The sequence below is a fragment of the uncultured Alistipes sp. genome, from assembly GCF_949296715.1.
Lineage (GTDB): Bacteria > Bacteroidota > Bacteroidia > Bacteroidales > Rikenellaceae > Alistipes.
This window is the reverse complement of record NZ_CASFQD010000018.1, coordinates 31,710-53,775: the sequence shown is the minus strand read 5'-3', so window position 1 is coordinate 53,775 and position 22,066 is coordinate 31,710. Positions and strand designations below refer to the sequence as shown.

At 60.3% G+C, this 22,066-nt stretch carries 15 protein-coding genes; 7 read left to right on the top strand and 8 right to left on the bottom strand.

The genetic code is table 11. The annotated features are described in order from the left end of the window. Nucleotides 1-40: 40 nt before the first annotated feature. Together Q1Y33_RS02860 and Q1Y33_RS02855 are read right to left on the bottom strand one after the other, a co-directional pair. Nucleotides 41-622 carry a hypothetical protein gene (locus tag Q1Y33_RS02860; RefSeq protein WP_300798077.1) on the bottom strand — a complete coding sequence of 194 codons (582 nt, stop codon included), beginning with the start codon at nucleotides 620-622 and terminating at the stop codon, nucleotides 41-43. Further along, entirely contained in the window at nucleotides 597-905 is a 309-nt protein-coding gene (locus tag Q1Y33_RS02855) for a DUF2089 family protein (protein ID WP_300798076.1), read from the bottom strand. Before Q1Y33_RS02855 ends, Q1Y33_RS02860 begins: the two co-directional genes overlap by 26 nt. A gap of 294 nt (nucleotides 906-1,199) precedes the next feature. Between Q1Y33_RS02855 and Q1Y33_RS02850 the strand changes: the two genes are divergently transcribed. Then, on the top strand, nucleotides 1,200-2,018 hold the full coding sequence (locus tag Q1Y33_RS02850; RefSeq protein ID WP_300798074.1) for a hypothetical protein: 819 nt from the start codon (nucleotides 1,200-1,202) through the stop codon (nucleotides 2,016-2,018). A gap of 81 nt (nucleotides 2,019-2,099) precedes the next feature. On the opposite strand, the gene Q1Y33_RS02845 is transcribed toward Q1Y33_RS02850, so the two are convergent. Next, the gene (locus tag Q1Y33_RS02845) at nucleotides 2,100-3,776 is read right to left on the bottom strand and encodes a glutamine--tRNA ligase/YqeY domain fusion protein (RefSeq protein WP_300798071.1); all 1,677 of its coding nucleotides are present in this window, start codon (nucleotides 3,774-3,776) and stop codon (nucleotides 2,100-2,102) included. Nucleotides 3,777-3,809: 33 nt separating this feature from the next. Then, a complete protein-coding gene (locus Q1Y33_RS02840; protein ID WP_300798069.1) occupies nucleotides 3,810-4,925 on the bottom strand; it encodes a hypothetical protein in 1,116 nt (371 codons plus the stop codon). Nucleotides 4,926-5,014: 89 nt separating this feature from the next. Between Q1Y33_RS02840 and Q1Y33_RS02835 the strand changes: the two genes are divergently transcribed. Further along, nucleotides 5,015-5,554: an RNA methyltransferase gene (locus tag Q1Y33_RS02835; RefSeq protein WP_300798118.1), complete on the top strand. Its 540-nt coding sequence runs from the start codon at nucleotides 5,015-5,017 to the stop codon at nucleotides 5,552-5,554. 119 nt (nucleotides 5,555-5,673) lie between these two features. After that, a complete protein-coding gene (panB, locus tag Q1Y33_RS02830) occupies nucleotides 5,674-6,489 on the top strand; it encodes a 3-methyl-2-oxobutanoate hydroxymethyltransferase (protein WP_300798067.1) in 816 nt (271 codons plus the stop codon). A 111-nt stretch (nucleotides 6,490-6,600) separates the two neighbouring features. On the opposite strand, the gene Q1Y33_RS02825 is transcribed toward panB, so the two are convergent. The 4 genes from Q1Y33_RS02825 to Q1Y33_RS02810 form a co-directional block, all read right to left on the bottom strand. Beyond that, a complete protein-coding gene (locus Q1Y33_RS02825; protein ID WP_300798065.1) occupies nucleotides 6,601-8,079 on the bottom strand; it encodes an Omp28-related outer membrane protein in 1,479 nt (492 codons plus the stop codon). Nucleotides 8,080-8,100: 21 nt separating this feature from the next. Continuing rightward, nucleotides 8,101-9,705 carry a DUF6029 family protein gene (locus tag Q1Y33_RS02820; protein ID WP_300798063.1) on the bottom strand — a complete coding sequence of 535 codons (1,605 nt, stop codon included), beginning with the start codon at nucleotides 9,703-9,705 and terminating at the stop codon, nucleotides 8,101-8,103. A 1-nt stretch (nucleotide 9,706) separates the two neighbouring features. Continuing rightward, nucleotides 9,707-10,195: a redoxin family protein gene (locus Q1Y33_RS02815; RefSeq protein ID WP_300798060.1), complete on the bottom strand. Its 489-nt coding sequence runs from the start codon at nucleotides 10,193-10,195 to the stop codon at nucleotides 9,707-9,709. 128 nt (nucleotides 10,196-10,323) lie between these two features. After that, the gene (locus Q1Y33_RS02810; protein ID WP_300798058.1) at nucleotides 10,324-12,957 is read right to left on the bottom strand and encodes a hypothetical protein; all 2,634 of its coding nucleotides are present in this window, start codon (nucleotides 12,955-12,957) and stop codon (nucleotides 10,324-10,326) included. A 728-nt stretch (nucleotides 12,958-13,685) separates the two neighbouring features. On the opposite strand from Q1Y33_RS02810, the gene guaB reads away from it, so the two are divergent. The 4 genes from guaB (at nucleotide 13,686) to Q1Y33_RS02790 (ending at nucleotide 22,029) form a co-directional block, all read left to right on the top strand. Further along, nucleotides 13,686-15,164 (top strand): IMP dehydrogenase, encoded by a 1,479-nt coding sequence (gene guaB / locus Q1Y33_RS02805; RefSeq protein WP_300798056.1) that lies wholly within the window; start codon nucleotides 13,686-13,688, stop codon nucleotides 15,162-15,164. 13 nt (nucleotides 15,165-15,177) lie between these two features. Beyond that, on the top strand, nucleotides 15,178-15,510 hold the full coding sequence (locus Q1Y33_RS02800) for a DUF3795 domain-containing protein (protein WP_300798054.1): 333 nt from the start codon (nucleotides 15,178-15,180) through the stop codon (nucleotides 15,508-15,510). Nucleotides 15,511-15,526: 16 nt separating this feature from the next. Further along, the gene (gene guaA / locus Q1Y33_RS02795) at nucleotides 15,527-17,056 is read left to right on the top strand and encodes a glutamine-hydrolyzing GMP synthase (RefSeq protein WP_300798052.1); all 1,530 of its coding nucleotides are present in this window, start codon (nucleotides 15,527-15,529) and stop codon (nucleotides 17,054-17,056) included. Nucleotides 17,057-17,958: 902 nt separating this feature from the next. Continuing rightward, nucleotides 17,959-22,029, top strand: a complete 4,071-nt coding sequence (locus Q1Y33_RS02790; RefSeq protein WP_300798050.1) for a DUF5689 domain-containing protein — start codon at nucleotides 17,959-17,961, stop codon at nucleotides 22,027-22,029. The last annotated feature ends 37 nt before the right edge of the window (nucleotides 22,030-22,066 follow it).

The window sequence follows — 22,066 nt, the reverse complement described above, 5'->3', positions numbered from 1 at the left end:
GCTGCCTGCACTCCTCTCCTTTTTCATTGTTGCCGGCGTGTCACCATTCGGCGATCCAGGCCGTGCACCAGCCGCCGAGGACCTCGGCAAGCACGTAGCAGACGATGTAGCTGACAACGGCCTTCCATCCCTTGAGGTTGGCGGCAACGGCATATCCCCGGTAGCTCCAGGCGTAGAACCAGATGAGAAATACGAGTGAGGCCAGCCCGAAGCAGAGCAGGCCGACCGGGGGATTGGCTGCAAGTTCCAGCGGCGTGGTTTCGGTCAGTTGCAGCGCGGCATTCCGCAGCGGCGGCAGAGCCCCGACGAGCAGGATCGGGAGCAGGGCCAGGCGTGCGAGCAACTGGTTGCCGTAGAGGTCGACCGCCCGGATGCGGGATTTCGACAGCAGGCGGGCCGCGATGTAGAGCAGCGTGGCGAGCACGAGCCAGGCGGCGAGAATCTGGCAAAGCGCCTGCAGGAAGGTGAGGTCGGCGTATCCCGACGAGACGACGCCGCGCGTGGTCTGCCCGCCGAGACGGTTGATCGCCGCCATGACGATCCATCCGACGGCTCCGACGGCGAGGGTCTTCTCTCCGGACCAGTAGTTGAACGGGTCAGCGATTTTCCTGATATTTTTCATGTTGCAGCGTATTGAGGTGTTCGATGATTTCGTCGAGCCGGTTGCGGACGGTGGGGTAGCTCAATCCCTGTCGCGAGGCCATCTCCTTGAGCGAGCCGCTGCACGCCACGAAATCGAGGATAAATTGTTGTTCTCCTGCCGTCAGCAGCAGAAAAACCGGAAGAGGGAATGCCCCTTCGATCCGTGTTTCGCACTCCGCACAGGCGAGTGTCTGCACGTGAAGAGCCCCTCCGCACGCAGGGCAGGAGGTCGGAAGACGTTTTACGGCTGTTTTGCGGTCCATGGGATAGCGTGTTTTGTTGCATAAAGTTAAATCTATTTTTAATAATATGCAATAAATGTTTAATTTATTTTAACTATATGTTTTGGATTTATCTGTTTTCATGCGAGGAGTCTCCGTCGACGGAATGGCTCTTGCCGGAGTTTCCCGTACAGGATGCATTGGCCGTGCCGCGGCGAATATCCGGCTGTTGCGGGATGACTGCTTGCCGGTCTCTGCCCGTTTTTTTGCGGGTGCGGTTGCCGGACCGGTGGAAAAATCGTATCTTTATTCCATACCAACCAAAATCGACTGGATATGAAACGGATTCTTTTGCTGTTGGCGGCGCTGTGGCTTGCGATGCCGTCATTCGCCACGATGCAGTTCCCCGAACAGTTGATCGTGGGCCGCGATACGATGCACCTGTTTGTCCAGCCGCTGGACATGGCCGACCGTGCGACGCAGGCGCGTCTCAAAGAGCGCATGAATGAGGTCGATACCCTCTTTTGTTCGGCATGCTGGCGCGGCTACATCGGTTATTGGCGATTGGAGGAGGGGCAGCTGTGGCTTGACCGATTGGTGACCTGTGAAGGAAAACCTCTTTTTACGGCGGAGGAACTCTTCCCGGGGCAGGCCGAGCAGGGGCGTGTCCGCGCGTCGTGGTTCAGCGGCGAGATATGTTACGGCCGGGGGAAAGTCGTTCTTGTCTGGGATCGCAATTTTTTCGAGGAGGAGTGGACCGCCACCGTCGAGGCAGGCCGTGTCGGAGACATCCGCTCCTTCAGAAACTGGAGGAGCAAGCGCTGCCCAGATACACAGGAGAATGTCCGCCGGGTTTCCAAGGCCTTCGACCGGCTTGGCCCCACGGATTCGCTGCCTTCGCAAGTGCTTCTCTCCGTGAGGTTTGTTCCGGATTCCACGGGACGTCCGGCCCGAATCAAGAGAGCTACACTCTCTACCGAGGAGTCAAGCATCACGGACCCCTCCGATCCGTTGGTGCAACGGGCCTGCCAGGCCTTCCGGGAGGCGTCGGTATGGGATGTTGTCTGGATTCATGGGGAAATCCACGAATATAACTACAGGATTCCCCTGCGAAAAGACGGTGCTCCGGTATCGCCGGCGAAGGCATCCGAATGACATGTCCGGCCCGAAAACATGAAACAGGCGGAGATTCGTGCGAATCTCCGCCTGTTTCCGTCTTGAGCCCAAGGCTCGGGGTTACTTGTTGATCTTGGCCCAGGAGTCCTTGAGCGTGACGGTGCGGTTGAAGACCAGGTGCTCGGGTGTCGAGTCGGTGTCGGGGCAGAAGTAGCCCACGCGCTCGAACTGCACGGCCTGTCCGACGGGAATCTCGCGCAGCGACGGCTCCAGATAGCCCGTGATCTTGACCATCGACTCCGGGTTGAGGTTGTCCTCCCAGGTCTGGCCCTCCTCCACGTCGTCGGGGTTCTCCTTCGTGAAGAGCGGGTTGAAGAGGCGGATTTCGGCCTCCACGGCATCCTGTGCCGACACCCAGTGGATGACGCCCTTCACGCGGCGGCCGTCGCTCGACGAGCCGTTGCCCGACATCGGGTCGTAGGTGCAGCGCAGTTCCGTGATGTTGCCCTCGGCATCCTTCACGACCTCCTCGCACTTGATCAGGTAGGCGTAGCGCAGGCGCACCTCGCCGCCCGGCTGCAGGCGGAAGAACTTTTTGGGCGGGTTCTCCATGAAGTCGTCGCGCTCGATGTAGAGCACCCGCGAGAGGGGAACCTGGCGCGTGCCGGCAGCCTCGTCCTCGGGGTTGTTCACCGCGGTGAAGAGCTCGGTCTTCCCCTCGGGGTAGTTCGTAATCGTCACCTTGAGCGGGTTCAGCACGGCCATGCGGCGCTCGGCGACCTTGTTCAGGTCCTCGCGCACGCAGAACTCGAGCTTCGCCAGGTCGATGACGTTGTCGCGCTTGGCCACGCCGACCATCTCGGCGAAGTTGCGCACCGAGGCCGGGGTGTAGCCCTTGCGGCGCAGGGCGCAGATCGTCGGCATGCGGGGGTCGTCCCAGCCCATGACGGCGCCCTCCTGCACGAGCTTGAGCAGCTTGCGCTTCGACATCATCGTGTAGGTGAGGTTCAGCCGTGCGAACTCGTACTGGTGCGAGGGGTAGATGTCCAGCGCCTGGATGAACCAGTCGTAGAGCGGGCGGTGTACGTCGAATTCGAGCGTGCAGATCGAGTGGGTGATACGCTCGATCGAGTCGCTCTGCCCGTGGGCATAGTCGTACATCGGGTAGATGCACCACTTGTCACCCGTGCGGTGGTGCGTGGCGTGGATGATGCGGTACATGATCGGGTCGCGGAAGAGCATGTTCGGATGGGCCATGTCGATCTTCGCGCGCAGGACCTTCGACCCGTCGGGGAATTCGCCGTTCTTCATCCGCTCGAAGAGGTCGAGGTTCTCCTCGACGCTGCGGTCGCGCCACGGCGACGGCGTGCCCGGTACGGAGACCGTGCCGCGGTTCTCGCGGATCTGCTCCTGCGTCTGGTCGTCGACGTAGGCCAGCCCCTTCTTGATGAGGACGACGGCCCACTCGTAGAGCTGGTCGAAGTAGTCCGACGCATAGCGCTCGATGGCCCAGTCGAAGCCGAGCCAGTGGATGTCGCGCTTGATCGAATCGACATACTCCACGTCCTCCTTGACGGGGTTCGTGTCGTCGAAGCGCAGGTTGCACTTGCCGCCGTATTTCTTCGCCAGGCCGAAGTTGATGCAGATGCTCTTGGCATGGCCGATGTGCAGGTAGCCGTTCGGCTCGGGCGGGAAGCGCGTCTGTACGCGGGTTTCGCCCTTGGCGATCGACTCTTCGATGATCTCTTCGAGGAAGTTCAGCGACTTCTGGGGTGTTTCGTTGGTTTCGCTTGCCATATTGCTTGTGTGCGTTCTTTTGTTTGTTGTCCGTTATCTGTGCCCGTGGCGGTGATGGGGACCGCCGCGGTGGAATACCTTGTCGATCGCCACGGAGAGCTGTACGACCTGCTGCGTGCCGAGCCCCGTGCCGTCGCAGTGGAAGACCATGCCGGCCTCGACCTGAAGCGTGTCGTGGAAGAAGCGGCGGTCGAAGCCCACCCACGTGCGGTTGTAGATGTGCTCGGTCGTGGCGTAGAAGCTCTCGCCGGCATAGAGGCCGTCGGCGCCGTAGGTGAGCCCCAGCGTGGGATTGGCCACCAGGTTGCGCAGCGGTTGCAGGTTCTCGCCCAGGTAGAGGTTGTTCTCGACCTTCAGTCCCCACCAGGTGGTCAGCACCACGTCCAGCTGGCCGCCCCAGGGCTTTTTCCACTCGTGGTCGACGCTCCGGGCGCGCTGCGGCGCGAAGAGCGCCCCGGCGCGGATGTCGAGCCCGAGCCGTTCACCCAGCTCCCAGCCCACATAGGGATTCAGCAGGAGGTTGTCCGTGACATTCTCGTTGAGCTTCGAGCCGGCGAAGTGGAACATCGAGAAGGCGTAGCCGACGTAGAAGCCCGGCAGCGTCGTGTAGCGTCCGGCCGAGAGGATGCGGAACATCTCGCGTGACTGCTCGGAGTACATGCCCTCCCAGTCGATGGCCAACTCGATGTAGGTCTTGTCGCGCCAGCTGACGTAACGCCCGAGAAAGCCCGCCATGCGGTTGTGGTAGAAGGCCGTCGAGTCGCTGAAGAAGGCGCGCGAGTAGTCGCCCATGAGCTCCCTGCGGTTGAAGATACCTGCGTTGGCCTGCACCGCCGCGGTGCGGAACTGGTAGTACATCAGCGGCTTGATGTCGGTCAGGAAGCGGTCGCCCTCGGCATTGTACTGCCCGAAGTGCTGGAGCATCTCGACACCGAAGACCAGCCGGTTCTTGCGCTCCCACTCGATGCCGACGTAGGGCGTCAGGCGGGCGCTGAACAGGGTCTGCGACTCGTTGAAGTCGTTGTTGGCGTATTCCCGGTTGTCGAAGCGTGTGTCGAAGTCGGCGCCTGCGAGGACTTCCTGTGCCCGGGCTGCACCGGCCGTGGCGACGAGCAGTGCCGCGGCGAGAATGACCTTTCTCAATGACATAGACAATGTGTGCGATTGAACCCCCAAAAATAGGTAAAAATTTTTTATTTGACTACTTTTGCACCCGAAAACAACCGATCGTGAGCACCATGCGCAAAATCACCAATGAAGAGTTGGGCCGTCCGTCGGCCGAAGAGTTCGCCGCGATGGCCAAGATGCCCGTCACGGTCGTGCTCGACAACATCCGTTCGCTGCAGAACGTCGGGGCCTTCTTCCGCACGTCGGACGCCTTTGCCGTGGAGCGGATTGCCCTGTGCGGCATCACGGCCACGCCGCCCAACCGCGACATCCACAAGACGGCGCTCGGGGCCGAGCTGACGGTGCCGTGGCGCCACTACGCCACGACGGAGGAGTGCCTCGCGGAGCTGAAGGCCGCGGGTTACTCGCTCTGGGCCGTCGAGCAGGTCGAGGGGGCCGTGCGGCTCGGCGACTTCCGCCCCGAGGCGGGGGTGCGCTACGCGCTGGTCTTCGGCAACGAGGTGCTGGGCGTGGGGCAGCAGGCCGTGGACCTCTGCGACGGGGCCATCGAGATTCCGCAGGCCGGGACGAAACACTCGATCAACGTCTCGGTGTCGGGAGGTGTCGTGTTGTGGCACTTCTTCGACCGGCTGTGGCCGCTGAAGGGGTAGCGGGCGTTCGTGCGGCGCCCCGTCCGGACCGGCGGCACCTCGGCAACGCCAAATAAATTTGCCGTTGCGCTTGGTTTGCACTATCTTTGTCCCCCGAATCAAATTTAATACCTGAAGAAATGTCAGTAGAAAGCACCGTCCGTGCGGTTACGACCTACCGCCTGACGGAAATGAAGCAGCGCGGCGAAAAGATCGCCATGCTTACCTCTTACGATTATTCGATGGCCCGGATCGTCGATGCCGCCGGTATCGACGTCATCCTCGTCGGAGACTCGGCCGCCAATGTCATGGCCGGATACGAAACGACGCTCCCCATCACGCTCGATATGATGATCTACCACGCCCGTTCGGTCGTCCGTGCCGTCAACCGGGCTCTTGTGGTCGTCGACCTTCCTTTCGGTACCTATCAGGGTAACTCGAAGATCGCGCTCGATTCGGCCGTGCGCATCATGAAGGAGACCGAGGCCGACGCCGTGAAGATGGAGGGCGGCGAGGAGATTCTCGAGTCCGTGCAGCGCATCCTTTCGGCCGGGATTCCGGTCATGGGACACCTCGGACTGACGCCCCAGTCGATCCACAAGTTCGGCACCTACAATGTCCGCGCCAAGGAGGAGGCCGAGGCCGAGAAACTCGTGCGCGACGCCCACCTGTTGAGCGATGCGGGCTGCTTCGCCATCGTCCTGGAGAAGATTCCCGCGGCGCTGGCGGCCCGGGTGACGGGCGAGATATCCGCACCGACGATCGGTATCGGTGCCGGCGGCGCGTGCGACGGCCAGGTGCTCGTCGTGCACGACATGCTGGGCATCAACAAGGGCTTCTCGCCCCGATTCCTGCGCCGCTATGCCGACCTGCACACCGTGATGACGGATGCCGTGGGCCGCTATATCGACGACGTGAAGTCTGGCGATTTCCCCAACGAGAAGGAGCAGTATTGATTGCGGCTTCTTTTGCTGATAAAGGAAGGGCGGGAAGATTTCTTCCCGCCCTTCCTTTGTTTGTGGGCCTGCGTGTCGCCGGAGCTTCGGGCTCCGACGCGCACTCGGCGATTATTCGTACTCGAACGAAACGGCCTCGGTCAGCGAGTTGGTGCCGATGACGTTCGTCACCCGGTACGAGGAGCCGTCGAGCGCCGTGACGAAGTACATCATGTGGCAGTTATCCTTCTTCCACGACGAATCGAGCGTGATGACGAAGACGTGGTCTGCCATCTCACCGGCCTTCACCGTACCCAGATCGTATCCTCTGAAAGAGGAGGTTCTGTCGCTGTCCGCCTTGCGAAGCACGTTGTTGTGGGTGTTGAAGTTGTAGCCGTTGTCGTCCATGCCGTAGTTGCTCTGGTTACCGGTCAGGCCGTCCTCCAGCACCCAGGCGCCGACACGGAAACTGCCCTCCTCGGCGGCCTTGACCGTCACGCGGGCCACCAGCGTGTTGCCGTCGACGTCCGCACGGACCGAAATGCCTGCCTTGGCCGGGGTCGAAAGCGAATTGTCGATCGCCTTCTTGATGTTCGACATGTTCGTGGCGTAGTTGTAGTTCTGGACAATCGTGGCCATGTCGAAGACGACGGTCGGATAGCCGGTAATACCGAATGCACCGTCGACATTCTCTGCCGGAGCATACGGGTCGCCCGAGTAGGTGTGGACGGCTGCCAGTTCGGCCTTCGAGCCGTATGTCTCGTCAGCCAGCACATCGTGCAGGGCGGCGATCATGAAGGGGCAGTAGCCGCAGCCCAGTCCGGTGAACTGCGTGATCATCGAACGGCGCTTGAACGACGTGCTGCCCGGCTGCGGGTCTGCCGGACGCGTCGGAATGGCGAAATCCACGGCCGTGATGCTGATCGGGTTCTTCAGCGTGTTCGAGGTCTTGTAGGCTACCCAGAACGAACGTACCTCGGATTTGGTTGCCTGGTAGTAGGGGAGTTCATACTCCTTGCCCGATGCGGAGGTCTTGGTCACCGTCGGAAGGGTGATGCTTCTGTTTGTGTCGGCATCGTAAATGGTATAACCCTCCTTGAGCACTTCGCCGTCGTAGCGGATGACGAAGATGGCCTGGTCGACACCGGCCTGTACGACCGTTGCGGATACCGACATGGTCAGACCGCTCTCGCCGTTGGGCTCAAGGTCGATCTCGTCGTCGCTGACAGCCCCGTCAACGGCGTTGATGCGCAGTACGGCGGAGGTGTATTCGGCCTCCTCACCCTCCTGCGGAGCCAGATTGGCGTATTTTACGTAGAAAGAGTAGGTTCCTGGATCGGTTGTAGTGAATTTCATGTCGGGCATCTCGACTACCGTATTGTCGTCGGCATTGTAGAAGGTTACCTCGTCGGCCGTGAGTTTCGTGCCGCGGAAGCGCACATCGAAAACCGCGGCGTCGACACCGTCGGCCGAGATTGTCGTCGGGGAAACCGTCGCCTTGAACACGGCGCCTCCCTGATTCTCGTTGTCATCGCCCGATCCCGTGCAGGATGCGGATGCAAGGCATAAGGCGGCCAGCAGCAGCGTTTTGCCAATCAGTCGTTTAATCATGGATTTGTGATTTAGATGTGTTTAGAATGAAGATGTGATCGCAATGTTGCATCCGGTGTAGGCCGGAGAGTAGCGGCAGACGCCGCCCGAGCAGATGTAGCCGGCGCGGTTGCGGCCGTAGCTGATCTGTACGCGCGTGCGGTTGTGCGTGTAGCTGAATCCGCCGTTGTAATAGTTCTTGTTCGTCGCGCCCTCGGTTCCTCCCTGGTTGTACATGTCGCTGAAGAAGAAACTCCACTTCGGCGCCAGTCCGAACTCGATCAGTCCGGCCACCCAGTTGCCCTCGTACTCCTGCGAGATGAGGTATTGCACCTCGGCGCGCAGCGACTTCTTGCGGTCGAACTTGTAGGTCACGTCGCCGACGAAGATGTTCGAGACGTAGGTACGGCTCGAGTATCCGTGGTCGGGATTCCACTCCTGGCAGGAGAAGAGCAGCGACGTCTTGAGCTTCTTGTTCCACTGCCGCTCGACATCGATGTTCATGTCGCGCCACAGCAGTTCGCGCTTGCCCGATTTGGCCTGTTCGTCGCGCAGCGTGTAGAAGTTCGACACGTTGGCGTGGAAGTTCCAGTAGCGGTAGCGGTTGTGCTTGTTGCGGAGCGAGTAGTTGATGTCGATCTGTCCGCCGATCTCACCTTCGACATTGACCTGATAGGGGTTCAGGTTCGCCAGCATGTAGGTGTACTGGCGCGTGAGGGCCGGCAGGTAGTTGAGCGTGTTGCCCGTACCGGTGCCGTAGAGCGAGATGAGCGTTCCCATGTTGTCCAGCACGCGGAAAGCACCCGACACGCTGAAGGTCTTGTAGTGGTAGCCGATCTCACCCAGAATGGCCTTGCCGTCGACCGCCTCGGATGCTACGGCCGTCGGCAGGTCCTTGCTCTTGTAGGCGTATTCACCGCGCAGCGAGAGGTTCTTCCAGCCGAAGTTCACGCGGCCCGAATAGAGATTCAGGTCGGGGCTCGTCAGACCGACCGAAGCGAAGTGATCAGTCATCGTCTCATCCTTGTCGAGTGCCTCGTGGCGGTTCATGTAACTGCCTTCGAGAGAGAGCAGCACATTGTTGAATCCGAAGATGTCGGTCAGCGAGATGCTCACGTCCGCACCGCGCGCCCACGAATCGGCATACTCCGTATAGAGGCGCGGGCGTCCGTAGAGACCCTTCAGCGTCACGTAGTTGCCGAAACGGTAGATGCCGCGGATACCCTCCACCGAGGTGTTGATACCCAGCTGACGGTCCTCGAAGCTGCGGAAGATGAGTCCGTTTCCGAACTGGTCGAAGATGTCGCCCACGAGGATCTCGAAATTCTTGTCGGCCCACTGGATGTACTTCGACGAGAGGTAGAACTTCTTGTATCCGGGCTGTTCGCCGAGCTCGTATCCCTGCAGCGCCGGGAGATAGGCGTCGGCCTGAATGCCGGCCGAGAAGTTCTTGTAGGTGTAGTCCAGTTTGAGGTAGTTGTTCGATCCGAAGTGATCCTCCATCTCCGATCCGATGACCGAATCGTCCACGTAGTAGATCGTGTTCGTCTCGAAACTGCCCGTCAGCTGACCCTCTCCCAGCTTGATCTGGGCATGCGTTGCGGCCACACAGCAGGTGCCGGCAATCAACAGTGCGATTTGCTTCATTCTATTTCTCTTTGCTGATTTCGATTACCTTGTCGATCAGTAACTGCTCGCTGCCCGGCGTGTAGCCCGAGTGCGAGAAGACAATGTTGCCGTCGGCATCGACCACGAAACTCTGGGGCGTGAGCGATACGTTCATGGCCCGCTTGAGCGTCTGGTTGGCATCGAACAGGCAGATAAAGTCCCATCCTAACGATGCGGCCTTGGCCTTGGCCGTGGCCTTCAGACGCACGTCGTCGACCGAGACGGCCACCACGTCGAAATCGGCCTCCTCGCGCCACTCCTCGAGCTGGTCGTTGATCGCGTTGAGCTCCTGCAGGCAGGGCTTGCAGGCAATCGACCAGTAGGAGATGATGAGCGGTTTGCGGCCGGTCAGCGACGCGGTCGAGATGATTTCACCGTCGGCGTTTTCAATCTTCACATCCGGAAGCGACTGTGCCGAAACAGCCGTGAATGCCAGGAGGGCACCAATGAGACCGAGTACTTTCTTCATACCTTTTTGCGGTTAAAAAATTAGGGTGAAACTTGGCGGGCCGAGGCCCTTGATCGGTTGCTCTTGTAAAACCGCACAGAAACTCCCCTTGCGGAGAGTTTCTGCTCGGTTGTATGGTCGGGGCGGAGTTAGTTCCGCTTGCCGAATCTCTTTTCCAGGAACTTGCGTGCGTTGGCATCGAACTCGTCGACGGTCACCACATGCAGCTTGACCTGCTTGCGCTCGACGGCCGGCTTGGTGGGCATGGCCGTTCTGCTGTTGGCCTTCTTGACCGGCGTTACCTTGTAGAGCGGCTTCATGTTTGCGGGATCGGACAGCTGGCTGTCGGTGCCTGCGGCGGCTGCCTTGGCGGTTGTGCCGCTCTCATTCCAGCCGCGGGTCAGCGTGATGGGCGCAATGATGCGCGACGAGAGCTGGTAGGAACCGTAGTAGTAGCGTCCCGGATTCATATAATAGGTGTCGCCGTTGTACGACAGCGGGTTGATCGTGATCGTGTTCTTGTCGGCCGATACCTCTACGGGGAAGTAGCCCGTCTGTGCCGAGGTGCCGTCCGTTACGTAGGGCAGCGACGCGGTCTCGCTCGCACCGATCAGGTGATACTCGTTGGTCGACCATGCCGAGAGCGGCGTGAAGAGGTTGGCGTTGAACGGAACCGATACCTTGTCGCCGTCAGCGATCTGCAGATACCACTTCGGACCGAAGTCATATACGGGCGACTCGCTGTCGAATCCGTTGTAGTCCTCCGAAATGAAGAGGTCGTAGGGCGATGCGTACTCCAGGTAGTTCTGGTAGGTTACGATCTCCAGCGAAAGACCCTGGCAGATCAGACGGTTCTGGTTCTTGGCCTTCTCGTTGAAGAGATCGACGGCATCCTTGAACTCACCGTAGACGGCGTCTACCTGCTCCTTGGTCGTGTGCGACGTATTGGCGTAGTAGTACTCGTAGACCTCGTCGGGCAGCGGATCAGCGTAGCCCACGTTGCCGATGGTAACCTTCGACGAAATTTCGGAGGTCTTCGTTACGTAGTCGAGCGTGCTGGAGTCGTACTCCTTGTACTGAATGGTCGTCGTGGCGGTCCAGTCACCCTGCAGATCGGTGAAGAGCGACGACGATACGGGATCGGCGGCCGGCTCGATGATCGTGCTGTTCTTGGCAACGGCGGGTTCGCTGGCCGTACCCTCGTAGTTGTAGACGATGACGCCGAGGTAGGTCTCCGAATCCTCACGCGACGAGAAGGAGATATTGAGACCTGCGTCGCTGTTGATCTCGCCGATCTGGGCGCTCGAGAGTTCATAGCCGCGCTCGATCAGGGTCTCTTCCGTGTAGCCGCTGTCCAGGGCGCTTTCCCACTCGCGCTTGTAGTTGCAGGCGTAGATACCCGAGGTTGCATCCTGCGTCGGGCACTTCACGTTGAACCATACCTCATAGGGCGACTCCTCGCCGTTGGGGTTCTTGATCGGGGTGACAACCACCTCGGGAGCCGGCAACGTCGGGTCGGGCAGCTGGAAGGTGATGTGCTCGAAGCACTGCGACGTACCCTCTTCGTTACCCATGCCGGTTGCGAAGATGTGGTAGGTGGCCTCCTTGTCGATGTAGAGCATGTCCTCGAGCGTGATGTCCATCGGACCGCTGCCCGACATGGCGTAGATCGTGAACATGGCGTTGTACGTGGTGATGTACCACTGCATGTTGTCGGGATCGTTGTTGAGCACCATCGAGAGCACCTGCTGGTAGGTCATGTCATCCAGTACGGTGATGCAGTAGAGCTTGACGGCCTCGTCGGGCGAAACCGAAACCACGCCGCCGATGGGACGGAGGTTCGTCGTGATGTTGAGCGAGGCGTTCAGCACTTCGGGAGCCTTGGTGTCGACGCTGACGTTCTGGTAGAAGCCCGTCCAGTAGTCCTTCTCCTGGGGGTTCTCACCCATCCACTGGGCCGTGTAGAAGCCCTCGACGTCGCAGAGCGGCGAATAGTATCCCTCGCCGAAGCCCCACGAGTGCTCGCCCCAGGCGAACTCGCCGAACATGGCGAAGTATTTGCCGCCCGGCACGATCGGGTCGTAGTAGACCAGCGTCGCGCCCGTCTCGTCGAGCTGCGGATCGCCGTTCTCGTCGTAGACGATGCTGTTTTCGTTGTTGAACTCGTAGGTCCAGTCCTCGTTGAAGTAGTTGTGGTAGTACTCGTCGCTCAGGTTCAGCCGCTCGGCATCGCAGTAGCTCGAGTTCATGTAGTAGGTTGCCAGATCGCAGAGGCCCCACCTGATTACGTTTCCGGTTTCGGCCAGACTCTCGGGCACTTTCAGGTGTACCTTGAATGAGGCATAGTCGATGTCGTAAATCGAGAGATCATCCTCGAAGTCGGCCGTCGTCAGGGAGACGGAGGCCACCTGATCGAAGAACTCCTCCTCTTCGGTGATGCCGGCCACGTAGATCACGTAGTCGGTGAGCGGTTCGAGGTTGCGAACCGTCACGCTCGTCTCGCCCTCCGCGCAGCTGATGCCGCGGGTGCCGGAGGCGAAGATGACGGTGGGGTCAAGGGCGTCGTCGCCCGCTTTGGTCACGGCATAGGCGGCCTCTGTGATGGCCGTTGTCGTGAGCCGGAGTTCGGCCGTCGTCGAGGTGGCGGCGACCAGTTCGGCCGTCAGACTCGGTTCGACAGGCTTGGGACCCTCCTCGGTCGAGTCTTCCTTGCATCCCGTCGACAGCACGCTCACCGCAAGGGCGAGGGCTGCGACCTGAAAATAGCGCAAAAAAACTTTCATACGATAAATTTTAATTGTTTTTTGGGGTGTTTTTGCCCGCTGCCTGCGCAACGGGACCTTGTTCAAGAGTCAAAAATACGAAAAAAAATTTTTTTAATATGTCTTTTGCCCGCAAATTGTCAACAATTTTTCAACGGTGCGTAGGGGGAGCTCCCTACTGAATATGATGATATAATATTGATAATCAATGGTATAATAGCTGTTTTGCCACTTGGAGTGCCCCGCTCTCCCCGGCATCGAATTATTCCGATAAAGACTAATTATGTAGTGCTTTTGAACTATTTGAAATACGCCTTTCGGCTGATTCTCTTGCCTTTGCGCGAGGAGAGCCTCGGCACAGCCTTTGGAGCTTCGTCGTGATGCGGCGGAGTGGTCGGGAGGGGATGCCGCCCGGCTTGCCGTCGGTGTTGCTGTGACACGATCGGCGTGTCGCGGTCCGGTTTGTTGTCGGTAGTGCGGCGACGCAGTCGAGGAGGTCGCTGCCCGGCTTTCCGTTTATTTTTTTTGTTGTGTGACCTTCGCTTTCCGTGTCCGCTCCGTCGCGCAGCTGCGGTCGTCCCGGCTTTGCCCGGCTGTGCGGCCGCATCTGTCTGCTTTTGTCTCGCTGTGCAGCTGCGGCCGTCCGGCTTTTGATAAAATGTTGATAAAAAAAACGCTCCCCGGGACGGTTTGTTGGGCCGTTTGGGAAAAAATCACTACATTTGCGAGCAACAAAATCCACGTTCATTATGTCTTTTATCAATGAAAGGGTTCAGCCCGAAGGACTTACGTTCGACGATGTGCTGCTCGTACCCGCCTATTCGGAAGTGTTGCCGCGTGAGGTCAGCGTTAAGACCCGTTTCTCGCGTAATATCGCGCTCAACATCCCCATCGTGTCCGCCGCCATGGACACCGTAACCGAAGCGCCGCTGGCCATTGCGCTGGCCCGCGAAGGCGGCATCGGCGTCATCCACAAGAACATGTCCATCGCCGAACAGGCCGCGCAGGTGCGCCGTGTGAAGCGTGCCGAGAACGGCATGATCTACGATCCGGTGACCATCTCGAAGGACCACACCGTCGGTGACGCACTCAATCTGATGAAGGAGAACAAGATCGGCGGCATTCCGGTCGTGGACGGCGGCCGGAAGCTGATCGGCATCGTCACGAACCGCGACCTGCGCTTCCAGCAGGACATGCGGCGTCCCATTTCCGAGGTGATGACGCCGGGCGACCGTCTGATCACCACCCACAAGACCGAACTGGAGCATGCCTCCGAGGTGCTGCTCAACAACAAGATCGAGAAACTGCCCGTCGTGGACAACGAGGGTCGTCTCGTGGGGCTTATCACCTATAAGGATATTACGAAGGTGCAGGACCATCCGAATGCCTGCAAGGATGCCAAGGGGCGTCTGCGCGTGGCGGCGGGCGTCGGCATCACGCCCGACGCGCTGGAGCGCGTGGCGGCGCTTGTCGCCGAGGATGTCGACGCCGTGGTGCTCGATTCGGCGCACGGACACTCGCGCAATATCGTCGAGACGCTCAAGCGCATCAAGGTGGCCTACCCGACGCTCGACGTCGTCGTGGGCAACATCGCCACGGGTGAGGCGGCGAAGTTCCTGATCGACGCCGGAGCCGACGGCATCAAGGTCGGCATCGGCCCGGGTTCGATCTGTACGACGCGCATCATCGCCGGCGTAGGCGTTCCGCAGCTGTCGGCCATCTATGCCGCGGCGTCGGCCGCCAGGGGGTCCGGCGTGCCGGTCATTGCCGACGGCGGTCTGCGCTACTCGGGCGACATTGTCAAGGCGCTGGCTGCGGGCGGCGACTCGGTCATGATCGGTTCGATGTTCGCCGGTACGGAGGAGGCTCCGGGCGAGACGATCATCTACAACGGCCGCAAGTTCAAGGCTTACCGCGGCATGGGCTCGATCGACGCCATGAAGGCCGGCTCGGCCGACCGCTACTTCCAGAAGGGCTGCGAGGGCAACATCAACAAGCTCGTGCCGGAGGGCATCGTGGCGCGCGTGCCGTTCAAGGGGGCGTTGAGCGAGACGGTCTACCAGCTCATCGGCGGTCTGCGCTCGGGTATGGGCTATTGCGGTGCGAAGGACATAGCGGCGCTTCAGACGGCCCGCTTCATCCGCATCACCGCATCGGGCATGCTCGAAAGCCATCCGCACGACGTGACCATCACGCGCGAGGCTCCGAACTATTCGAGCGAACGTTGATTTCCGGCCGAAGATGAATCCCGAAATTGCCGCATGCGGTCTCTTTTGCGGGGCCTGCCGGAAATTCCGCAAGGGCGCGTGCCCGGGCTGTCATCCCAATGAACGGGCGACGTGGTGTACGGTACGGAGTTGCTGTATTGACCACGACTGGCAGAGTTGCGCCGAGTGTACGCTCATGCCCCTTTCGGAGTGCCGGAAGTTCAACAGTTTCATCGGAAAGGTCTTCGGCTTCGTCTTCCGTTCCGACCGCAGCGGATGCATCCGGCGGATTCGTGAGGTGGGGGCTGACGCCTTTGCCGGGGAGATGCGCCGGGCGGGCGCCTACAACCGCCCCGTAAAGCGATAACAAACAATCTACGATCATGCAGGAAAAAATATTGATTCTCGACTTCGGATCGCAGTACACGCAGCTCATTGCGCGGCGTGTGCGCGAACTGAACGTCTATTGCGAGATTCACCCCTTCAACAAAATCCCGGCGCTCGACGCGTCGGTGCGGGGCGTGATTCTCTCGGGCAGCCCCTCGTCGGTGCGCGATGCGCAGGCTCCGACGCCCGACCTCTCGGCCATCAAGGGACGGCTGCCGCTCCTGGGCGTCTGCTACGGAGCCCAGTATCTGGCCCACGCCTACGGCGGGGAGGTGCAGCCCGCGCCGAGCCGCGAGTACGGCCGTGCGATGCTGACGGTGGCCGATGCCGGTGACCCGCTCATGGCGGGCCTTCCCTCGCCCACGCAGGTGTGGATGTCGCACGGCGACACCATCACGCGCGTGCCCGACAACTACCGCATCGTTGCCAGCACGGAGGACGTGCGCGTGGCGGCCTTCCGCATTGACGGTGAGCAGACGTGGGGCATCCAGTTCCATCCGGAGGTCTACCACTCGACCGACGGGACGCAGCTGCTCCGCAACTTCGTCGCGGGCATCTGCGGCTGTGCGCAGTCGTGGACTTCGGAGAGCTTCGTCGAGACGACCGTGCGCGAGTTGCGCGAGAAGCTGGGTGGCGACAAGGTCGTGCTCGGGCTCTCGGGCGGTGTCGATTCGTCGGTGGCCGCCGTGCTGCTGCACCGCGCCATCGGACAGAATCTCTACTGCATCTTCGTCGACTCGGGGCTGCTGCGCAAGAACGAGTTTGAGGAGGTGCTCGCCTCGTACAAGGACATGGGGCTGAATGTCAAGGGCGTGAAGGCCGGTGAGCGGTTTCTGGGCGACCTGGCCGGAGTCTCCGATCCCGAGACCAAGCGCAAGATCATCGGCCGCGACTTCGTGGAGGTCTTCAACGACGAGGCGCAGCGCATCCGCGACGTGCGGTGGCTGGCGCAGGGGACGATCTATCCCGACGTCATCGAGTCGTGCTCGGTGAACGGCCCATCGGCGACGATCAAGTCGCACCACAATGTGGGCGGCCTGCCCGAGAAGATGAACCTGCGCATCGTCGAGCCGCTGCGCCTGCTCTTCAAGGACGAGGTGCGGCGCGTGGGGCGTTCGCTTGGTATTCCGGAGCGGCTCATCGGCCGCCATCCCTTCCCGGGTCCGGGCCTTGCGATCCGCATCCTCGGCGACATCACGCCCGAGAAGGTCGAAATCCTGCAGAATGTCGACCGGATTTTCATCGACGCGTTGCATGCTGCAGACCTTTATAATAAGGTATGGCAGGCGGGTGCGATCCTGCTGCCCGTGAAGAGTGTCGGCGTGATGGGCGACGAGCGCACCTACGAGAGCTGCGTGGCACTGCGGGCCGTGACCTCGACCGACGGCATGACGGCCGACTGGGTGCACCTGCCTTACGAGTTCCTGGCCGACGTCTCGAACGAGATTATAAACAAGGTGCGCGGCGTCAACCGCGTAGTCTACGACATCTCCTCCAAACCGCCCGCCACGATCGAGTGGGAGTAGGGGAGCGGTGTTCCGCTGTCGTCGTGCGCCGTGTCCGGTCTCCGAGCACGGCTTTTTTTTGTTGCGGCCCTGCCAAGTGCAGCCGCCATTTCGACCCGTATGCTCTCCCTGCCGCCGTGACCCGCACTTTGTCGCCGCGTGTCCTGTGCCGCCTTTTCGGCCGGAATCCACTCCTTGCCCCGGTGCGCCGTGCCGTTGCGGTGCGGTGCGGTTCCGGTCCGGCGGCGGGGGTCGGGATGCAAGACCGGAGAGGAGGCGGTGCGCCCGGCGCGGGGAGGGAAAAAACGGGCCGGATGCTCCGGTTCGGACCTTTCGGGCCGATCCGGCTGGCCTGCCGCCGGTTACGGTCTGCGGGCTTCGGAAAAGCCTTTTGTCGGCGGACGTTTTCGTCCTTTCGTCACGGTTTTGTCATGGTTTTGTCACGGGATCATCCCGCCGGAGACCTATTTTTGTACCGTGAATCGTTACTGCGAGACGGTGCGGCTCTCCGTGAAAGCCGTTGTTATGAGAAATTATAGGAACTGTTTTCGTCCTTTCGGGAACATTCCGAGCCCATTTTCGGTGCTCCCGAAAAATCCGAAACCGGGTTTTCCGGCTTTTCGGCGTATGCCGTTTCGGCCGCTGAATGGTTCAAATTCAGGATTTTTGCCCGAAAAATTAAATATTGTTGTGAAATATGTCCTCAAATCTTTTTTATTTCCGAAAAAACGGTTTACCTTTGTGTAAGTTTCACCTTTGAAAAACGGAAAATTTGTAAGTTTTTTTAATAAACAACTGTTAGTTTATAACCCTAATCAAAAACTTTTATGAGTAAACATCTTTTCAGATTTGTTTTCGGAGCTCTGTTCCTCGTAGCCGCCACGGCTTTTACGGGATGTTCGGAAACCGACGACAAAACTCCGATGCCGACATTGAGCGTCTCGACCCAGTCGCTCGTGTTTACCGATGCAACGGAGAAGACGCAGACCGTGGACATCAAGGCCAACTGCGAATGGAAAGTCGTAACTTCCGATTTGAGCTGGGCAACGGTCGAACCGATGAACGGCCGCGGCAACGGGACGATTTCCGTAACGGTTCAGGAACTGCCTGCGGGTACGAACTCGCGCGAGGGCAAGATCTCCTTTACGCTGATCCACGCCGAATTCGGCAACTGGGGTACGGCCGAGCAGTCGATCGCCGTGTCGCAGGTCGCCGGCAACGAGGCGCCCACGGGTGAGATTGCCTACGCCAACGACTTCGACAAGGAGGCTGCCACGCAGACCTACGGCAGCGGCTCGTCGTGGCCCTATACCGACCAGTTCGAGGGCTGGAAGAACGAGACCGGCTACGGCATCGAGAACGTGACCTACACGACCTCGGGCATCAGTGTACGCACCAACTCGCCTTCGGATGCCAATTTCTCGGACTACGCAGGTTCGGGTACGAACAACCTGTTGTTCAGCTCGAACTCGAACTTCACGATTGAGAAAATTGCCGTGAACAGCGTCAACCTGCGTCTTTCGTTCGGTACGGAGCGCTACGCCTACGGTCAGGACGACAATACGTTCAACCACGACGAGTTCAAGGTGCAGCTGAGCAACGACGGTACGAACTGGTCGGCTCCCCTGACCTATACGTTCGCCAAGGGTGTCGATCCGAACGGCCGCTGGGACCTCGCTACGGCGGACTTCTCGCTGCCCGAGGGCACCACAACGCTCTATGTGCGTTTCAAGTCGACGTTGAGCGGTGCTCACCGTCTCGATGACGTGACGCTGCTCGAGGGTGCGGGCGGTCAGGCCATCACCTTCGACTTCACCGAGGAGCCCGATGATCCCGTAGGTCCGGACCCGGAGAATGCCATCTATTTCAACAACCTGGACAAGGAGGTCGCATCGCAGACCGACGGCAAGTGGCCCTATGCCGATGAGTTCGAGGGCTGGAAGAACCAGACCGGCAGCGGCGCCGCCAACGTGACCTACACGACGTCGGGCGTCAGCGTGCGCAGCAACTCGCCTTCGGACAGCCAGTATTCGGATTATGCCGGCTCGGGCAACAATAACCTGCTCTTCGGTACGAACGGCGTGGTAACGATTGAGAAGATTGCCGTCTCGGAGAAGAACCTCTCGCTCTCGTTCGGTACGGAGCGCTACCTCTACGGCGCAAGCGACAATACGTTCAACCACGACGAGTTCAAGGTCGAGTTGAGCAACAACGGCACGAACTGGTCGTCGCCGCTGACCTACAGCTTCGCCAAGGGTGTCGATCCGAACGGCCGCTGGGACCTTGCTACGGCAGACTTCACGCTGCCCGACGGCGTGACGACGCTCTACATCCGCTTCTCGTCGACGTTGAGCGGCGCTCACCGTCTCGATGACGTGATCCTTTCGGCCGGCAACGGCGGACAGCAGGTTTCGTTCGACGGCGGCGAAGAGCCGGAGCCGGGCGACGCTGTCAAGACGACGATTCCCGAACTGATCGCCTTGTGCGAGGCCGCCGGCAGCGAGCAGCAGGTGATCGACGAGGCGAACGACTACTACTTCGAGGCTGTCGTCGTAACCGACAAGGATGGCGGCAACACGACCTCGAACAATCTGCAGCTGATGACCGAGGGCGCCACGACCGCCAAGAACGGCATCACGCTCTACGGCAGCGGTATCTATACCAACCCGGCAGACGAAGGCTTCACGTTCAAGGCCGGTGACAAGGTGAAGGTGACGCTGAAGGCCGGCGAGGCCCGCGTGACCACTTACAACAAACTCTATGAGGTGACGGGTTCGCAGGGCGCCTCGTGGGTCGTAGTCGAGAAAATCGGCACGGCAACGGTAACGCCCGTGGAGATTGCTCCCGACCAGATCACCGACTTCCAGGCCATGCCCATTTCGATTAAGAACGTAACGTCGCCCAGCACGGCATCGACGTGGAACGGCACCAAGACCTTCACGCAGAACGGTACCTCTGTGACGGTATACACGTCGCAGGGCGCTCCCTGGGCCGACCAGCAGTTCGTTGCGGGTGTCACCGGCACGATCACCGGCTATGCCGCCCTCTACAAGGGTGCCGCACAGGTTTCGCCGCGCAGCACCAAGGATATTGCCGACTTCATGAGCGGCACGACGCCCGATCCCGACCCGGATGTGACGCCCATCGGCGAGATCACGACCGAAGGCACCTACAAGACCGAAGGTACGGTCGTGGCCCGCGGCAAGATGGCCTACATCATCGCCGACAACACGGGTGCCATGATGGTTTACCACAAGGACAACGAGCGTTCGGTGGGTGAGAAGATTTCGATTTCGGGCGAGGTGACCCTCTACAATGCGCAGTCCACGCCGCAGTTCTCGGCATCGGCCGAGGTGGAGGTGCTCTCGACGGGCAACTCGTGGTCGTACAACCCGACCAAGATGGATGCTTCCGCCATGGATGCCCTGCTGTCGGGAACGCCCGTCTGCAAGGAGATTGAGTTCGAGGGCAACCTCGCTGTCGACGGCAACTATGTCAACGTGACGATCCCCGGCGCCGCATCGGCCATCGGTTCGATCAAGTACATCGACAACTCGACGATTTCCCAGTTCAACGGCAAGGACGTTGTTGTCAAGGGTTACTTCGTGGGCACGTCGAGCGGCAAGTACGTGAACGTGCTGCCGTACAGCGTCGAGGAGGTCGGTGGTTCGACCGATCCCGATCCCGATCCGGAAAAGACGCCCATCGGCGAGATCACGACCGAAGGCACCTACAAGACCGAGGGTACGGTCGTTGCCCGTGGTCGGCAGGCCTACATCATCGCCGACAATACGGGTGCCATGATGGTTTACCACAACGGCAACGAGCGCTCGGTCGGTGAGAAGATATCGATCTCGGGCGAGGTGACCCTCTACAATGCACAGTCCACGCCGCAGTTCTCGGCTTCGGCCGAGGTGGAGGTGCTCTCGACGGGCAACTCGTGGTCGTACAACCCGGCCCAGAAGGACGGCGCCGCCATGGACGCCCTGTTGTCGGGCACGCCCGTCTGCACGGAGATCGCCTTCCAGGGCAACCTCGCCATCAGCGGCAATTATGTCAACGTGACGATCCCCGGCGCTTCGACGGCCGTCGGTTCGATCAAGTACATCGACAATTCGACGGTCGCCGCCTACGACGGCCGGGATGTCCTCGTCAAGGGCTACTTTGTGGGCACGTCGAGCAGCAGGTACGTGAACGTGCTGCCGTACAGCGTCGAGGAGACCAATCCGTCGACCGATCCCGAGATGACGGTGGATCCCGCGTCGCTGTCGTTCCCGGCAGCCGGCGGTGAGAAGAGCGTGACGGTCACGACGCGCAATGCCGACGGATGCACGATCGAGGCTTCGGCCGACAACGCCAAGTTCTCGGTATCGGTAAGCGGTACGACGGTGACGGTCGCAGCCGGGGAGAATACCTCCGAGTCGGCGATCAACGCCACGCTGACCGTCAAGCTGATGAAGTCCGGTTCGGCTGTCGTGACCCGCACCGTGGCGCTGACGCAGAGCGGCGTCTCGTCGGGTAACGATACGAAGGGTACATACACCTCGATGGACATCTTCACCAGCACGAAGGACGACTCTCCGTCGGCCTCCTATACGCTGGGCAACTCGACCACCTTCAACGGCATGGAGGCTTCGGGCGTGAAGCTCGGAACCAGCAGCAAGAGCGGCTACTTCACCTCGCAGGCCGTAGGTGTCACCGGATCGAAGAAGCTCTCGTTCTACGCCGTGGCTTGGAAGGGCAAGTCCGCCACGCTCTATGTCCGTGTGAACGGCGGCGGTTCGGTAACGTCTGACGGCACGGCTCTTGTGGCCAACGACGGTGCTGCGGGTAATCCTCCCTTCACCATCACGGTATCGGATTCGGATTACTACACGCTCGACGTGACGGGCCTGACTGCTTCGTCGACGATTACGATCTCGACCAGCCCCAATTTCACTAACGAATCGAGCTCGGCTCCCCGTGCCGTTGTTGCCGGTATCCAGCTCTATTGATTAACCGTTAATCCAGAATCAACCCTCGACGGGGCAC

Coding starts and splice junctions, on each gene's coding strand:
- Q1Y33_RS02860 (WP_300798077.1), bottom strand. CDS start 622: ATGAAAAATATCAGGAAAATCGCTGACCCGTTCAACTACTGGTCCGGA.
- Q1Y33_RS02855 (WP_300798076.1), bottom strand. CDS start 905: ATGGACCGCAAAACAGCCGTAAAACGTCTTCCGACCTCCTGCCCTGCG.
- Q1Y33_RS02850 (WP_300798074.1), top strand. CDS start 1,200: ATGAAACGGATTCTTTTGCTGTTGGCGGCGCTGTGGCTTGCGATGCCG.
- Q1Y33_RS02845 (WP_300798071.1), bottom strand. CDS start 3,776: ATGGCAAGCGAAACCAACGAAACACCCCAGAAGTCGCTGAACTTCCTC.
- Q1Y33_RS02840 (WP_300798069.1), bottom strand. CDS start 4,925: ATGTCATTGAGAAAGGTCATTCTCGCCGCGGCACTGCTCGTCGCCACG.
- Q1Y33_RS02835 (WP_300798118.1), top strand. CDS start 5,015: ATGCGCAAAATCACCAATGAAGAGTTGGGCCGTCCGTCGGCCGAAGAG.
- panB (WP_300798067.1), top strand. CDS start 5,674: ATGTCAGTAGAAAGCACCGTCCGTGCGGTTACGACCTACCGCCTGACG.
- Q1Y33_RS02825 (WP_300798065.1), bottom strand. CDS start 8,079: ATGATTAAACGACTGATTGGCAAAACGCTGCTGCTGGCCGCCTTATGC.
- Q1Y33_RS02820 (WP_300798063.1), bottom strand. CDS start 9,705: ATGAAGCAAATCGCACTGTTGATTGCCGGCACCTGCTGTGTGGCCGCA.
- Q1Y33_RS02815 (WP_300798060.1), bottom strand. CDS start 10,195: ATGAAGAAAGTACTCGGTCTCATTGGTGCCCTCCTGGCATTCACGGCT.
- Q1Y33_RS02810 (WP_300798058.1), bottom strand. CDS start 12,957: ATGAAAGTTTTTTTGCGCTATTTTCAGGTCGCAGCCCTCGCCCTTGCG.
- guaB (WP_300798056.1), top strand. CDS start 13,686: ATGTCTTTTATCAATGAAAGGGTTCAGCCCGAAGGACTTACGTTCGAC.
- Q1Y33_RS02800 (WP_300798054.1), top strand. CDS start 15,178: ATGAATCCCGAAATTGCCGCATGCGGTCTCTTTTGCGGGGCCTGCCGG.
- guaA (WP_300798052.1), top strand. CDS start 15,527: ATGCAGGAAAAAATATTGATTCTCGACTTCGGATCGCAGTACACGCAG.
- Q1Y33_RS02790 (WP_300798050.1), top strand. CDS start 17,959: ATGCCGACATTGAGCGTCTCGACCCAGTCGCTCGTGTTTACCGATGCA.